The following is a 16,819-nucleotide window of genomic DNA, read 5'->3' on the forward strand; positions in this document are numbered from 1 at the left end:
AAAAACAATTATCAAAAATTCATTGAAGGATGTTTCTCATTAAATGCAGTAGCTTTCTGATAAGCCCCGGCAACCTTGAGCAATTTCCCTTCACCGAATAGTTGTCCGGTAAAGGTAATGCTACCCGGAAGTCCGTTCCTGAACCCGTTGGGCAGAACCACGCAGGGATGACCGCTTAAATTTGTTGCAAGCAGATTCTGACCAAAAGCAGGGGCAACAAACACATCAATATCCTTCATTTTTTTATGAAGCTGATCAATCAAAATTGTCCTGGCCCGGTTTGCCTGAATGTATTCTACGGCAGGGATGAAATGTGCAGAGCGAAATCCGCTGGGCCAGGCATTCTTATCCTGTCTGACCATCAGATCATCACGGTTTGTTAGGCTCAGATCCTGGAAAGCTGCACCCGATTCGGCCGACAAGATGATGAGCATGTCTCTGTATGGTAATTCAGGCAGTTCAACAGGAACCAGTTCAGCACCCATCTCCTTCAGTTTAATCAGAGTGAGACTGTCATTGGCAGAATTTGCATATTTCCGATTGAACTCAGATTTAATATAGCCAATTCGTGTTCCCTTCAGGCTGGTAGTGAGCGGACTCGTATAACTGAATGGAGCAGTAATCACACTCAGGTCCTTACCATCTGCACCAAGGACGGCATTAAAAACTATAGCACAATCCTGAACATCGCGTGTTATCGGACCCAATTTATCCATACTCCAGCTCAGGGCCATGGCACCATGTTTACTGATACGTCCGAAACTCGGTCTCAAACCCGTTGTTCCGCACTCCGTTGAAGGTGAAACGATAGAACCCAGGGTTTCGGAACCGATTGCAAAAGGCAGACATCCGGCTGCCACTGCGGAAGCTGAACCGGCAGAAGATCCGCTGGATCCTCTTTTTATATCCCAGGGATTTCTGGTTTTACCCCCATACCATACATCGCCCATGGCCAGTTCACCCAGGGTTAATTTTGCAATCAGCACAGCTCCGGCATTTTCAAGTTTTGTTAAAACAGTAGCGTCCAGATCAATATGCTGTTCTTTGAATGGAACAGAACCCCAGGTAGTTTTATAATCTTTGGTTGCAATCAGGTCTTTAATACCAAAAGGAATACCATGAAGTATACCACGATATTTTCCTGCAGCGATTTCAGCATCTGCCTTTTTAGCCTGCTTCATTGCCCGCTCCTCAGTAATACTGATCGAGAACAACAAGACAGAATTATATTTTTTAATCCGCTCAATAAAAAAACGGGTTAGCTCCGTGGAGCTGATTTGTTTGGTACGTAAAAGTGCTGCAAGCTTAGGAATACTGTAAAAAGCAAGTTCATCTCTGTTTGAAGGCATTTTTACAGATTGCAGTGGCGCAACCTTAAAATAATTTGACTGATCAGGAAACTGATAAGCTACCGGTAGAGGGTTAAAATTGAGGGCCGGAGAAACAGAATTCTGAATATTCAGGTTTCTTAAAGCAATAAGACTTTTACGCTGCCCATCCAGATCTTCCAGCATGGTGTCGATTTCGGTATCCGTAAATTCAAGTGCGAAAATTTCCTGAGCCTGCTTTACCAGAATCCTGCTGATCTTCTCTTCTTCAACTTTTTGAAAAACAAATCCGCCGAATGTAAAACTTAGAATACAGAGAAGTACGATAATACTTTTACGTCGTATATGGAGTTTCATATAGCTTATTAATGGTTATTGATAAATTTAACAAAGAAACTGTAAATTATGCTCAATTTAAACTAAATATGATCAAAGGGATATCACTTTTCAGCATTCTTTTTTTTGCCTGTATCAGCATTCAGGCACAAACTTCAAAAACAGGCGTATTGGTTGTAGGGAATACTCCTGAAGGAGTTGCAGCAGCAATTCAATCGGCCCGTTCAGGTGCGAAAACCATTTACCTTACTCAATCATTATCCGTAAATCCTGTTTTTACCTCTGAGGACATCAGCTTCATCACCCATATCAGGAATTATTATGCCATGAAGGCCCGAAAAAGAACTCCTGCTACAGATTCCCTGATCAGGTCAGAGCTTAAGCTTGAGCAGGCTGTGAGCCTGATGCAAAGTATTGCTGACACAGTAAAAAATCTGAGCCTGAATCATAATAATGTGGTTGATGATTTAAAAAAAGATGGAAAGGGATGGGAGGTCAGATTAAAGGGAGGCGAGAGAATCAAGGCAGATGTAGTGGTTGATGCCACCGAAAACCTGTCTGTTTCTGTTCTGCTGGGCATAGACACCAAAAAAACAATGGCATTAGCCGGAAACAGCTCAAGTCCATTTGATAATAAATTGTACAGAACTACAGTTGCCCTTGCTTATCCCGGAGCAGGAACTTTCCGTACTCTGCTGCCTATGGCTGCGCTCATTCCTCAATCTGTAGAAAATTTCGTCATCCTGCCAAGGCAAATCGCCGGACTAAGACCGGCAAAAATGTCGGCCGGCCGTGCAGCAGGTACCATAGCCGCCTATTGTGCATTCTTCAAAACAACCACAAAAAACATCAATGTCAGAGTCACTCAGGGTGAATTGCTGGCTTTCAATGCCTTACTTATCCCTTATTCTGATATCGACAGGAATGATCCTAATTTTCTGGCCTTTCAGCGGCTTGGGCTCAGCGGTTTGATCAAACCTAAAATAATTAATGAAGAGATCCGCTTTGATACCGCGGGTACGGTAAGTCATAAGGAACTTCAGGTATCGATGAAGGAGTTCTATACCAGAAGCCAGCTTTGGTTTGCCGATAATAAAAATGAAGTACTGACCATTGAAGATGTAATCAGTTTGCTCATGTTTACTGCAGCCCGCGGCAATGAGCTGAAAAAAGAAATTGAAGAAGGCTGGAAACAAAGCTTCAGGCTAAACAGCAGTTTTGATCCGAAAAGGAATATCAGCAGGAAAGAATTCGGAGTTCTTGCCGACAAATACCTCCAGCCTTATAATATCCGGGTGGATATGGCCGGAAACCTGCTGCGTTAATTTCAGTCCCGCTATTTCTTAGGATTAATCCTTAACGATGGATCCTTAATAATTTTCAGGGGACTGATCTTCCTCATCCTGTAACAGTTCATGGCAGTTTCACCGAGCTTATTGATCAGTCTGTAATTCACCACAGCACCTACTGCGGCACCGATAAGCGGAATTAGCTGTGCCATCTTTGCCAGATCGATATAATCCCTGTACTCCTGTTGAAAAGTACGCCAGTCAAACTTTTCAGCATCCCCTGGTAAAGTTTTTACATAGGCATCCCAATCAGCAAGCTGATGAAAAACCCTGGCCCTGGCCTGCCGGCTCGAAAATGCAAGTTGAAACACATACAAAATATAAAGCCTCTCGCGATAATCTTTCACATCATAGCCATAAAGAGCAGCGATATCAAAAAGCAGCTTCATCTTTATTCCTATCAGAACCGGGAATTCAGCCATCCCAAGAAGAAAACCTCCGGCACCAGTTACTGCTCCCTCTGCCGATGCTGTTTTTCTGTAAAATTCTATTCTTTCTCTGACGAATGCTTCCCTGAGTTGTAAAGAACTGTCCTGTCTCGGAGCTGAAGTAATATATTTAGCTCCGAAAAGCACGGCCTTAACCATTTTTTCAATTGCAAGGGTAATGCCCTGATGCACTTTTTCCGGAATTAATTTATTTACCCGGTTTTGCAAACCTTTCGAGGCCAGATCGAACAAAGAAGGTTTCTTAAGGAATTTTTTCTTCCATAACTCAAGTTCATGATATGCCTTTTCTTCGTAAGGAAGCATTTAAATCTGATGATTTGTGCGAAAACAATAAATATAAGCGAAAGCAGATCAAAAGATATATGCTTAGTTGCTCATTAATTTTTACTTTCAACTTACTACCTTGCATACTCAAAACCAATTAAAGATTCAAAACATGCGTAAGTTTTCTGTATTGCTGATCAGTTTATTTCTGATAAGTACTTCTTTTGCACAGATCTCACCCAGAGAGCATTTCGGCTTTACCATAGGTGATGATTATCAGTTAGCCAATTTTACCAGGACTGAAGAATATTTTAAAAAACTGGCGGCAGGATCAGACCGGGTTAAACTTCAAAGCATCGGACTGACTGAGGAGGGACGAAATCAGCCAATGATGATCATTTCCTCACCTGAAAATCTGAAAAAGCTTGATTTTTATAAAGAAATATCACAAAAACTTGCACGTGCTGAGGGCCTGACAGAACAAGAGGCCCGCTCACTTGCAGAGCAGGGGAAAGCAATTGTCTGGATCGACGGGGGTCTGCATTCGACTGAAACCCTGGGTATTCACCAACTGATCGAAACAGCCTGGAATCTGGTAAGCCGGAAGGATGCAGAAACACTCCGGATTCTTGATAACACCATTATTTTAATGACCCATGCCAATCCGGATGGCCATGAGCTGGTGAGCAACTGGTATATGCGCGAAAAAACACCTGAAAAACGAAGTCTGGAACATTTGCCCCGTTTATACGAAAAATACGCCGGGCATGACAATAACCGCGACTTCTTCATGATGAACCTGAAGGAAACTCAGAATATGAGCAGGCAGTTATTCGTAGAGTGGCTTCCACAAATTATGTACAACCACCATCAGCGCGGACCGGAAGGTTCGGTGGTAGCAGGTGCACCCTACCGCGATCCATTCAATTATGTATTCGATCCGATTCTGATGACGAGCCTCGATGCGGTTGGTGCCGCTATGAACAACAGACTGAACAGCGAGAACAAACCAGGATATACCCAGAAATATGGTTCTGTGTTTTCTACCTGGTATAACGGTGGATTAAGAACTACCACCTATTTTCACAATATGATCGGACTTCTGACAGAAACGATCGGAGGGCCAACACCTTCACAGATTACACTGGTACCCGACAGGTTGATCCCCAATGGAGGAACAACTTTTCCTGTTACCCCACAGAAATGGCATTTCAGACAGTCAATTGATTATTCAATATCCATGAACTATGCCGTTCTGGATTTTGCCCGGCGTCATCGCGATGAATTGCTGTATAATATTTACCTGATGGGCAGGAATTCGATAGATAAGGGAAGCAAAGATACCTGGGGACTATCCCCAAATAAAGTAGAAGCTATTAAACAAGCCTACCGCAAAGAACAGCCTGCATCAAAAATTGCTTCGAACGGGTCCATTCCAACAAAATATTTTGAGCAGATCATGCGCGATCCGGCTAAACGGGATGCAAGAGGATACATTATTCCTGCGGACCAGAAAGATTTTCAGACGGCAATAAAATTTGTAAACACTTTGATCCGTTCCGGGATTCTTGTTCATAAAGCAAGTGAGGATTTTAGTGCAGGAAATAAAAATTATCCAAAGGGCTCCTACATCATCAAGACCAATCAGGCCTTCAGACCTCATATTCTGGACATGTTTGAACCACAGGACCATCCCAACGATTTCCAATATGCCGGAGGACCTCCGATTGCACCTTACGATGCAGCAGGATGGACCCTTGCTTATTTAATGAATGTAGCGTTTGACCGTATGTTTGAAGATTTCAATGGCCCGTTTGAGCAAATTCCATACGGCGAATTGCAGAAAAGTGAAGTACTTACCCCTGTTGCCTCAAAATCGTACATGATCAATGCCGAGGCAAACAATGCGTTTATTGCTGTGAATGAACTGCTCAATACCGGTGAAAAAGTTTACCGCATCAATAGCGGAGAGAGCAAAGGCGACTTTTATATCCCCGGGAATCCGAAAGTTTCAGGAATCCTGAAAAACCTGGAATCAAACCCGGGGCTTACTTACAGAAGCAGTTCTGCAAGCCCCAAAAACATCAGCAGATTAAACGAATTACGCATTGCACTTTGGGATACCTATGGCGGTTCAATGGCATCAGGCTGGGTTCGCCTCATCATGGAGCAGTTTCGCTATAAAGCAAAAGTAATCTACGCTCAGGATATTGATTCGGGTAATCTGAAATCAAAATTTGATGTGATCGTTTTCGTTCCGGGAGCAATTCCTGCCGTTTCCAACCGTGCAGGTACAGGTGGCAATTACGCCTCAATGCAGGATTCTATTCCTGCTGAATTCAGAGGTCAGCTTGGAAGGATAAGTCAGGATAAATCTATTCCGGAGTTAAAGAAATTTATTGAGCAGGGCGGAAAAATTGTTGCTACAGGCAGCAGTACCAACCTGGCATATCATCTTGGCCTTCCTGTCAGAAACTCATTGGTAGAAATGGGCTCTGACGGACAAGAACGCAGGTTACCGAATGAAAAATATTATGTTCCGGGAAGTGTACTCAATGTTAGTGTCGACAATTCGCTTAGCGCTGCATGGGGAATGCCGTCAAAAGCAGACATCTATTTTAATAACAATCCGGTTTTCCGGATATCAACTGAAGCAATAGCCAAAGGTGATATTAAACCTATACTATGGTTCTCTGACCCAACGCCTCTGCGAAGCGGATGGGCATGGGGGCAGGCCTACCTGCGGGATGGAGTAACAGGTTTCGAAGCAAAGATCGGCAAAGGTAAATTATATGCTTTCGGTCCTGAGATCACTTTCAGAGCGCAAACACACGGAACATTTAAACTGCTTTTCAATCAACTTTACGAATACTCAGAAAAATAATCATCCGGGATAGATATTATGTAAAATCAGGGGTGTAAAAATTATTCTGTAATTTCAGCCCCTGACAACTAACCAGCTAAGTACCCGAGAAATATTTCTTCATAAGAAAAATTCTTGTCGGCATGTTTTTACTACATCATTAGAATGAAGCCATTATACATAACGGCATTTCTGACTCTGTACTGTACATTTTTGTTCGGGCAGAGCAGCAATGAGTTTTTTAACCACCTCAAATCTTTTAAGGGCAAAACCATTTACGGAAAAGCCATTTATATGCCGGATACTACAAAAGCCAATGATTTCTGGGGCAAGGAATTAAGTTTCACTGTTCTACAGTTTAAAAGATCAGAGCTTCGTCTGCCCTTCAATGCAGGAGAAAACAAAACCCGTACCTGGATTTTAAAGAAAAGCAGACATGGAATTCAGTTGAAACATGATCACAGGCATGCTGATGGCAGTCAGGACAGCATAACGAATTATGGCGGAGATTCAGATATAAGCTTGGGAACGACGCTCAGCCAGTATTTTCCTGCAGATGCCTTTACTGCTAAACTGCTCCCTTCAGCCTCAACAAACCGCTGGATCATGGAGTTCAGTGCTGACAAAAAAAGATTTTATTATATCCTTGAAAGAAATAAATCACTACGCTTTAAAGCCGAATTTTATTTAGAAAACTAATATTATGAAAAGATTACTGATCTGCTTTTTCATCTTTGGAACCATTTACGCATCTGCTCAGGAACTTGGCAATCTGACAGTAGAAAAAATCATGCGCGATCCAAAATGGATGGGTGTTGCACCTTCAGACATACAATGGGATCTGAACAGCCGGAATATATACTTTAACTGGAATCCGGATAAATTAAATGAGGATCAGCTTTATCAGATTTCCATAGATAAGCACCTGCCTGTTAAATCGGCAGAAGAGCTGAGCAGAATACTGAAAAGAATTTCTGTTAGCTACTCCAAAGACAGATCGAAGGCTCTTTTTGAGCGCAATGGAGATATTTTTCTATTGGCTATTGCTAACGGACAGGAAACAGCACTCACCAAAACAATGGATCGGGAAAGCAATCCGGTTTTTAGTAAAGATGAAAGCAAAGTATTATTTCAGCGCGGCGATAATTTATTCAGTCTGGAAATTAATGGCGGCTCACTTGTTCAGCTGAGTAATTTTACCAGAAACAGAAACAGACCAGAAATGCCTTTGAGCAAGCAGGATCAATGGCTAAGAAAAGATCAGATCGGTGAATTTGATATCATCAAAAAGAGGGAAAATGAACGTAAAAACAATGAGCAAAAGAATAAGTTAAATGCCATTAAGGACCCAAAAGAATTCTATCTGGATGAGCGCAGTATGCTCATCGGCCTGAACATGAGTCCGGATGAAAAATATATTGCTTTCCGAATCATGAAACGGGCTGAAGGCAATAAAAATACCCATGTACCCAATTATGTAACTACCAGTGGTTATACTGAAGATATCCCCGGCCGAACCAAAGTTGGCAATACCCTTTCAGAAAATGAAGGTTTTATTTATGACATTCAGCGTGATACCATTTATGCAGTTATAACTAAGGATATCCCCGGAATTAAAGATCTTCCGGACTATGTGAAAGACTACCCAAAACAGCTGGAAGAAAGAACCAAAAAGAATGAAGATCGCAAGGTATCCATCAATATCCCGGTTTGGAATGCAGATGGCACCAAAGCTGTAGTAGTGGTATCGGCTTTAGACAATAAAGACCGCTGGATCATGAACCTGGATCAGCAAAGCGGCAAACTTTCACTTCTTGACCGTCAAAGAGATGAAGCATGGATTGGCGGGCCGGGAATTGGTGGATTTTTCGGAACCGGCAACTTAGCCTGGATTGATAATAGTACATTTTATTTTCAGAGTGAGGCAAGCGGATACTCGCATATTTATACCATGAATATCAATACCGGAGAGAAAAAGCAAATCACTTCGGGTAAATATGAGGTGCAATCACTCAGGCTATCAAATGATAAGAAGAGCTTTTACTTCAGCGCAAATATGGAACATCCGGGAATAACGCATTATTACAGAATCCCTGTTAGCGGTGGAACTTTTGTGAAGCTCAGTTCTATGAAGGGAGGCAATGAAGTGAGTCTGTCGCCCGATGAAAGATGGCTTGCCATACGTTATTCATATTCAAATAAACCATGGGAGTTATATCTCCAGGAAAATAAACCGGGAGCTAAAGCAAAGCAGATCACCAGCTCTGTTAGTGCAGAATTTAAATCTTACGCCTGGAGAGAGCCCCAAATGGTAAAGTTTACAAACCGCTACGGTGCTGATGTTTATGCACGTGTTTATACGCCTGAAAAACCGGCTCCGACAAAACCAGCCGTGGTTTTTGTTCATGGTGCAGGGTATCTTCAGAATGTGCATTACTGGTGGAGTCAATATTTCAGGGAGTATATGTTTAATAATCTGCTGGCTGATAATGGCTACACAGTTATTGACATTGATTATACTGCAAGTTCTGGCTATGGACGTGATCACCGTACAGGAATCTACCGGCATATGGGCGGGAAAGATCTTAGTGATAATGTAGATGGAGTAAAAATGCTTGTTGAGAAATATGGTGTCAATCCTGAAAATGTGGGTATTTACGGTGGATCTTATGGTGGATTTATGACCCTGATGGGATTATTCAATGCTCCTGAAGTATTTAAATCAGGAGGGGCATTACGCTCTGTTACTGATTGGGCTCATTATAATCACGGATATACAGCAAATATTCTGAATGAACCTGCGGATGATGAAATCGCTTACAAGCGAAGCTCACCTATTTACTTTGCAGAAGGTCTGAAAGGCAACCTGCTGATGGCACATGGAATGGTGGATGTGAATGTTCATTTTCAGGATATTATTCGTTTGTCACAGCGTCTTATCGAACTGAAAAAAGATAAATGGGAACTTGCAGTGTACCCGGTTGAGGACCATGCTTTTGTTGAACCTTCAAGCTGGACAGATGAATATAAACGTATTTACAAGCTGTTTGAAGCTACTTTAAAATAGTTCTCAGAAAGAATAATGATTAATTAATACTCATATAGCCGATTATTTTGAGTTAAAAATGTTGAAAACTTATTTTAGATAAATAATGAAAAATCGTAATTTTAAAAAATAAAGGTTAATCAACCTTGAGGCTATTTCGTTTAAACGCCTTTCAGTCATGCAGCGATTGTACTCTGAGAGGCGGATGAAAGCTTCAGGGATCTACAAGTTTTAAATTGTAATTTTTGGGGAAAACGGTCAGGTATTTAATATCTGACCGTTTTTGTCCTTTATACGGTTTCCATCCATCCCCAATAAGTCAAAAATCTGCAACAGGTAAATTTTTTGATTCATTCCTGATAGCCATTGTTTTTTGATTATTTTTCGAATTAATTCATGGATCAGTATGAACTTTCGCCAATTAGTACTCATAATATTTCTCTTCATTCCGGCCCTTTTATCGGGGCAGCCCTCTCCTCAGTATAATTCTGCAGAGATTAAACAGGGGTTGAAAAAATTAAATGTATTGGGATCTGCCCTGTACATTGCGGCACATCCGGATGATGAAAACACAAGGCTGCTGGCCTTTCTTGCCAAGGAGAAAAATTTCAGAACTGCTTATCTTTCTCTTACAAGAGGCGACGGAGGACAAAATCTGATCGGGAATGAGCAATCTGAACTGCTTGGACTGATCAGAACTCAGGAATTACTGGCTGCCAGACGGACTGACGGAGCAGAACAATATTTTTCAAGAGCCATTGATTTTGGATTTTCGAAAACATCAGATGAAACTTTCCGCATTTGGAATAAGGAACAGATACTGGCCGATGCTGTATGGGTAATCCGGAAACTGCGTCCTGATATTATCATCACCCGTTTTCCTGAAGATGCACGTGCAGGTCATGGTCAGCATGCGGCATCAGCTATCATAGCAAGAGAAGCATTTCTGGCTGCCGGCGACCCAAAACGTTTTCCGGAGCAGCTGAAATATGTTGAAGCATGGCAGACAAAAAGAATTTTATGGAATACCTATAATTTCGGCGGGCTCAATACTACCGCAGATGATCAGTTAAGGATTGATGTTGGCACTTTTAACCCCCTGCTGGGTAAAGGTTACGGTGAGATTGCAGCCGAAAGCAGAACACATCATAAAAGTCAGGGTTTTGGCAGCGCAAAGCAAAGAGGCGAAGCATTTGAATATTTTGTACATACTGCAGGTCAGCAGGCTAAGCAAGAACTTTTCGAAGGTATAAACAGCAACTGGAACAGGATCCCGGGCGGAGAGGCAATTGGAAAGATGATCCGGCAGGCTGATCAAAGTTTTAATACCGATAGACCTTCTGAATCAGTCACGGCATTGATTAATATTCTAAAACAAGTCGAAAAATTGCCGCAAGGTTATTGGAAAGAGCAAAAAAGCAGAGAATTAAAAGATCTGATAGCAGCCGCTGCAGGGTTATGGTTTGAAAGTTACTCCGCACAGTCCACATATGCTTCAGGTGATAGTATTCAAATCAGATCAGAAGTGGTTTTACAATCAGACTTAAGTGTAAAACTTGTTTCTGTAGATAATAAAATTCAGAATACTGATCTTAAAAAAGGAGGATTAAAGAGTTTAAAGGGATCTGCCCTGGCAAATAACATCACTGATCCTTACTGGCTTAATGAAAATCATCCGCCTGGAATATATACAATCAGGGATCTGCAACTGGTTGGACATCCTGAAAATCCTGCCGCGGCCGATATTGATTTTGTTTTTAATATAAACGGAAAAAACCTGAGCTATAAACGTCCGGTGATTTATAAATATACAGATCAGGTAAGAGGTGAGATTTATCAGCCGCTCATCATTGCTCCGGCAGTAACCGCCAGTATTGCTGAGAAGGCGTTCGTACTGGCAGGAAATACAACAAAGACCATTCAGGTACACTTAAAAAGTTATCGCGATAAGAGCTCCGGAATCCTTATCCCCCGGCTTCCTGAAGGGTGGAAAATCGATCCTGTACAATATACATTTCAGCTCAGCAAAAAGGGCGATGAGCAAACAGTTCAGTTCACGGTCAGTCCCGGCGAAAATGCAGCAGCAGGAAAATTTGTTTTGAACATCCAAAGCGAAGGGAAAATTCTAAACCGTGGGAATAAAGTGATTGATTATGATCATATTCCTTTGCAAACATTGTTCCCTTTAGCAGAGGCTCAAATAGCCCGTATGGATCTGAAAACAGGAGGAAAAAAGATTGGATATATTCCGGGTGCAGGAGATCTTATACCTGAATCGCTTCAGCAAATAGGTTATCAGGTAAATACAATCACTGAAGCAGAAGTGATGAACGGCAACCTGAACCAATATGACGCAATCATTACCGGAGTGAGGGCTTACAACGTAAACGAAAGACTTGCTCTTATGCAGCCTAAATTGATGGAATATGTAAGCAAAGGAGGGACATTATTGGTTCAGTATAATGTCAGTAATCCCTTACTGGTTCAGGATATAGGCCCGTATCCATTTAAGATTTCACGCGACAGGGTAACAGAGGAGGATGCTGAAGTAGTATTCCCGGAAAAAGATCATCCTGTGTTAAACTATCCAAACAAGATTACATCTAAAGATTTTGAAGGGTGGATTCAGGAAAGAGGCTTATATTTTACCAATGCAGCAGATCCAAAATACAGCAGGATTCTGAGTATGAAGGATCAGGGTGAAAGTCCGAAAGACGGCTCACTTCTGGTCAGCAATTTCGGGAAGGGACGATTTGTTTATACTTCATTGGCATTCTTCAGGGAATTACCTGCAGGGATACCCGGCGCATACAGATTATTTGTAAATTTGATCACATTAAACAAGGGTAACTAATATGAAACCATCATGATTTTGCTAAAACCTGCAGGATTATGACTATCATTAAAAACAAAAAAATAAACAGATGAAAACTCAAAACAATCATCGCGCTTATAGTGCTTATTATGTTGTTCCGGCTATGTTATGCGGAATTGCTACTGCTTGCTTAGTAACCGGCTCAGTTGGCTATATGGTATTAGGCGCAATATTCGGACTACTTTCTGCAGGATTCTGGATTAATGTTGTTCAGCATGGTGAAGAAGCCTGATCAGGATCTTCCACCATTTGTAAAAACCTGGAACCAGTTCTATTATCTTCTGATAATATGGCTGGTTTTCCTCATTGCATCTTTCTATCTGTTCACTAAAATATTTGAATGAGCGGATTAGACTGGTTAGTACTTTTCATTACCCTGCTTGTAATTGTTGTATATGGCATTTACAAAAGTCGTGGTACAGAAAATATCGAGGGATATCTTCTGGGTAACCAGTCGTTTCCATGGTACAGCGTTACACTGTCGGTAATGGCTACCCAGGCCAGTGCGATTACATTTCTTTCTGCTCCCGGACTTGCCTTTTCTTCGGGAATGTCGTTTGTACAGTTTTATTTTGGTTTGCCTCTGGCAATGATTGTACTCTGCATTACCTTCGTTCCAATTTTTCACAAACTGAAAATTTACACGGCTTACGAATTCCTTGAGAATCGATTCGATTTGAAAACAAGGGCTCTAACCGCATTTTTATTTCTGATACAGCGCGGACTTTCAACTGGAATTACCATTTACGCCCCTTCGATTATCCTCTCGACCATACTGGATATTGATACCACCTATACTACCCTGTTTATTGGCGGATTGGTGATCAGCTATACTGTTTACGGCGGAACCAAAGCGGTTTCCTATACCCAAATGCTGCAGATGTCGATCATTTTTCTGGGACTGCTCCTTGCCGGAATTCTTGTTGTGAGGTTACTTCCTGATAATGTTGGATTGGGAAAGGCATTGCAGATTGCCGGAAAAATGGGCCGTACCAATGCTATCGATTTCAAGTTCGACTGGAACAATCAATATACTGTATGGAGCGGCCTGATTGGCGGATTTTTTCTTCAACTATCCTATTTTGGAACGGATCAAAGCCAGGTAGGGCGCTATTTAACAGGCTCATCTATCGGGCAGAGCCGACTGGGTTTGCTCATGAACGGACTGGTAAAAATACCGATGCAGTTTCTGATCCTGCTGATTGGAGTACTTGTGTTTACCTTCTACCAGTATCAGCAGCCACCGGTATTCTTTAACAGCTATGAGCTGGGGAAGCTTGAAAAAAGTGAATATAAAGAAGAAATAAGCAAGATTAAAAACGATTATTCCAATGCATTTGTTGAGAAACAGGCACAAATACATATTCTGGAAAAAGCACTTGACCAGGATGATGAACAAGCCATAAACACTCAAAGAAGCATTTTGGAAGAAGCCGATAAAAAGACCAGGGCTATTCGTCAGCAGGCTGTTGATCTGATGAAGAAAAATGATCCGAAAGCTGATACCAATGATAATAATTATGTCTTCCTGAGTTTTGTAACCAGGTACCTGCCTCAGGGACTCATTGGGTTACTGATTGCCATCATTTTTCTGGCTTCCATGGGATCAACCGCCGGTTCATTAAATTCACTCGCATCCACCACAGTGATTGATATCTATAAAAGACTGATCAATAAAGATGCATCTGATGAAAAATATCTTTCTGCTTCGCGATGGGCAACCGTCATCTGGGGGATTTTCTGCATCCTGATGGCCTTATATGCCAGTGAAATGGGAAATCTTCTGGAAGCTGTAAATATCCTGGGATCGCTCTTCTACGGAACAATACTTGGAATTTTTGTGGTCGCCTTTTACCTCAAAAAAATTGGCGGATCAGCCACATTCTATGCCGCCATCATAACAGAAGTAATTGTATTCGGCTGCTGGATGATGGATATCATGGCTTTCTTATGGCTGAATGTAGTAGGCTGTGTGCTGGTGGTACTAATCGCTTTGATACTGCAAAGGTTTCAAAAAAACACATTAGCAACCTCTTCGGCATTGAATACTTAGAGGTGAATTGAGATTCAGAAGCAAATCAGGTTCTTGGAACAATCGCTACAGTCAGCCTGCTTACACAATTCATCTTCCCCCTGTCGTCGTATAACCTGATGTCCCAGACATGAGTTTTACCCCCAATATGTATGGGCTTACAAATACCCTTTACAAAGCCCGATTTCACAGGCCTTAGATGATTCGCATTAACCTCGAGCCCGACAGCGATATATTTTTCAGAATTAAGCATGAGATTTGATGCTACACTTCCGAGTGTTTCGGCGAGCACAACAGATGCTCCCCCATGTAAAATCCCATAGGGTTGATGAGTTTTCTCATTAACCGGCATCCTGGCAGAAATAAAATCAGGGCCAATTTCTATAAATTCTATTCCCAGCAATTCGCCGATATGACCCTTCGGACGATTATTCAGCTCACTGATACTATACTCTTTCGGCCAGATCATAAATATCTTTCCTGTAAAATCCGACGATGATGATTCAGATGACCGGCCATAATGAAAAGAAGCGCTCCTGAGCTAATGGGTTTTTCATTTGCAATTCCAACTCTGCCCAGCTCTTCTTCATTCAGTGATTTGATCAGGAACATATTTGCCTTTCTTACTGTAGCAAATTCATCGGCCATACTGATCAAACTCCGGTCTGAAAAATGTGCATTAGCCACATAATGATTTTCTTCAAATCCGGCCAGCGGTGTGGTATCATTCCGCGAAATTCTCAGTAAGCGGTAAGCCATGATCCGCTCAGTATCAATAACATGTCCAACAAGCTCTTTTATTGTCCACTTACCTTCGGCATAGGCAAATGAAGCCTTTACTTCAGGAATTCCTTTTAAAAATAAAGGAAAAGACTCAGCCTGCTGTTCAAGTTCGGTCAGAACATCGTCCTTTACGGTATCAATGTATCCCTTATAAAACAAAGGATATTCATCAGCTTTCGGTCGGTTCATATGTTAAATCACTTTTTAATACAATTCTGAATGTTGTTCCCTTCCCGATTTCAGACTCTTTAACAAAAACACTTCCCTGATGATAGTTCTCAACTATCCTTTTGGTTAGCGAAAGTCCGAGCCCCCAGCCCCTTTTACGCGTTGTATATCCGGGCTGAAAAACAGTGTCGAAGTTCCCTCTTGGAATACCCGCACCGGTATCTGAAATATCTAAAAATACCTGCTCCCTGACCAGGTTTTCCTTAATCTCAATTCTTATTGTGCCTGTACCTTCAATAGCATTAACAGCATTTTTCAGAATATTCTCAATTACCCAGTCAAACAAAGGAACATTAATCAGCGCTTCAACCTGTTTATCACCGGTTAAAATAAATTCGATCTTATCAGTTACCCTAACCCTGAAATAATTGACAAATTCTTCTACCACATCATAAACAACATGATTATGCAATACTGGTTTGGAACCTATTTTTGAAAAACGATCGGCAACTGTTTCAAGTCGTTTCACATCATTTTCCATCTCCATGATCAGAGGGTCATCGCTCACATTAAACTTTGATTTCAACAGCTCCACCCATGCCATTAATGAAGATATAGGTGTACCCAGCTGATGAGCTGTTTCTTTGGCAAGTCCCACCCATACCTGATCCTGCTCCGACTTTCTTGATGAACTGAAAACGCCATAAGCTACCAGCAGGAAAATTGCAATAACAGAAAGCTGTATATAAGGGAAAACCCTCAGCTCAGTAAGCAACTCAGAATCCTTGTAATACACAAACCATTTCTCGTTATTCCGGTTATCAAGTTCCAGAACTATAGGATCGGGATGCTGCTTTTTCATCTCCTTAAGCTGCCTCTTAAAGTATTTGGGGTCATATTTTTTAGTGCTGTCGGCATCAAGATCAAAATTGGTCTTGGCACTGTCCAGCCCCCGCCAGGTAATGATATTCTCTGCAGAATCAACTACAATCGCCGGTACAGCAAGGCTGTCCCTCATAGTATAAATGAATGTGATATACTCGTCATTCACATCGGGCATGGCAATAATATTACGCGTACTTTTTGCCCAAAGCTCTGCCCTTGTACGCTCTGCGGCAGATATATTCTTAACAAGATAATTTGTATACCACAGCGAAGCTCCTGCAATTACAATGGCAAATGCAAGTAAGATAAATTTCCAGCGCCGTTTCCGTTCGTATGGGTTCATATTTTCAGCAAATTACAAAAGGAAACTGAAAGAGAGAACGGGTATTTTGATTACAAAATGGAAATACGCATTCTCTCTTTCTTTATCTGTTAATTCAA

Annotated in this window: 12 protein-coding genes; 7 read left to right on the top strand and 5 right to left on the bottom strand. The window is 41.6% G+C overall.

All coding sequences use genetic code 11. The features are described 5' to 3' along the window. Positions 1-11: 11 nt before the first annotated feature. The gene (locus P2W72_RS07130; protein WP_276360307.1) at positions 12-1,685 is read right to left on the bottom strand and encodes an amidase; all 1,674 of its coding nucleotides are present in this window, start codon (positions 1,683-1,685) and stop codon (positions 12-14) included. Between the two features lie 11 nt (positions 1,686-1,696). Between P2W72_RS07130 and P2W72_RS07135 the strand changes: the two genes are divergently transcribed. Beyond that, a complete protein-coding gene (locus P2W72_RS07135) occupies positions 1,697-2,989 on the top strand; it encodes an FAD-dependent oxidoreductase (protein WP_276360308.1) in 1,293 nt (430 codons plus the stop codon). 11 nt (positions 2,990-3,000) lie between these two features. On the opposite strand, the gene P2W72_RS07140 is transcribed toward P2W72_RS07135, so the two are convergent. Then, positions 3,001-3,765, bottom strand: a complete 765-nt coding sequence (locus P2W72_RS07140) for an EcsC family protein (protein WP_276360309.1) — start codon at positions 3,763-3,765, stop codon at positions 3,001-3,003. 133 nt (positions 3,766-3,898) lie between these two features. On the opposite strand from P2W72_RS07140, the gene P2W72_RS07145 reads away from it, so the two are divergent. The 6 genes from P2W72_RS07145 (at position 3,899) to P2W72_RS07170 (ending at position 14,563) form a co-directional block, all read left to right on the top strand. Then, positions 3,899-6,610, top strand: a complete 2,712-nt coding sequence (locus P2W72_RS07145; protein ID WP_276360310.1) for a M14 metallopeptidase family protein — start codon at positions 3,899-3,901, stop codon at positions 6,608-6,610. 144 nt (positions 6,611-6,754) lie between these two features. Then, entirely contained in the window at positions 6,755-7,288 is a 534-nt protein-coding gene (locus P2W72_RS07150) for a hypothetical protein (RefSeq protein WP_276360311.1), read from the top strand. Positions 7,289-7,292: 4 nt separating this feature from the next. Then, entirely contained in the window at positions 7,293-9,656 is a 2,364-nt protein-coding gene (locus P2W72_RS07155) for a prolyl oligopeptidase family serine peptidase (protein WP_276360312.1), read from the top strand. 385 nt (positions 9,657-10,041) lie between these two features. Beyond that, the gene (locus tag P2W72_RS07160) at positions 10,042-12,489 is read left to right on the top strand and encodes a PIG-L family deacetylase (RefSeq protein ID WP_276360313.1); all 2,448 of its coding nucleotides are present in this window, start codon (positions 10,042-10,044) and stop codon (positions 12,487-12,489) included. A 70-nt stretch (positions 12,490-12,559) separates the two neighbouring features. Then, positions 12,560-12,742 carry a hypothetical protein gene (locus P2W72_RS07165; protein WP_276360314.1) on the top strand — a complete coding sequence of 61 codons (183 nt, stop codon included), beginning with the start codon at positions 12,560-12,562 and terminating at the stop codon, positions 12,740-12,742. Between the two features lie 108 nt (positions 12,743-12,850). Continuing rightward, complete coding sequence (locus tag P2W72_RS07170; RefSeq protein WP_276360315.1) at positions 12,851-14,563, top strand: sodium:solute symporter; 1,713 nt, start codon at positions 12,851-12,853, stop codon at positions 14,561-14,563. Between the two features lie 25 nt (positions 14,564-14,588). Here P2W72_RS07170 and P2W72_RS07175 read toward each other — a convergent pair whose 3' ends face one another. Genes P2W72_RS07175 through P2W72_RS07185 form a run of 3 tightly spaced genes read right to left on the bottom strand, consistent with a single transcriptional unit; the run spans position 14,589 to position 16,721 of the window. After that, entirely contained in the window at positions 14,589-15,011 is a 423-nt protein-coding gene (locus P2W72_RS07175; RefSeq protein ID WP_276360316.1) for a hotdog fold thioesterase, read from the bottom strand. Continuing rightward, positions 15,008-15,514, bottom strand: coding sequence for a DinB family protein (locus P2W72_RS07180; RefSeq protein WP_276360317.1), 507 nt, complete (start codon positions 15,512-15,514; stop codon positions 15,008-15,010). The genes P2W72_RS07175 and P2W72_RS07180 overlap by 4 nt, the downstream gene beginning before the upstream one ends. Continuing rightward, positions 15,495-16,721: a HAMP domain-containing sensor histidine kinase gene (locus P2W72_RS07185; protein ID WP_276360318.1), complete on the bottom strand. Its 1,227-nt coding sequence runs from the start codon at positions 16,719-16,721 to the stop codon at positions 15,495-15,497. Before P2W72_RS07185 ends, P2W72_RS07180 begins: the two co-directional genes overlap by 20 nt. Positions 16,722-16,819: the final 98 nt, after the last annotated feature.

The sequence above is a fragment of the Daejeonella sp. H1SJ63 genome, assembly GCF_029360775.1.
In the GTDB taxonomy this organism is placed as follows: Bacteria; Bacteroidota; Bacteroidia; order Sphingobacteriales; family Sphingobacteriaceae; genus Daejeonella.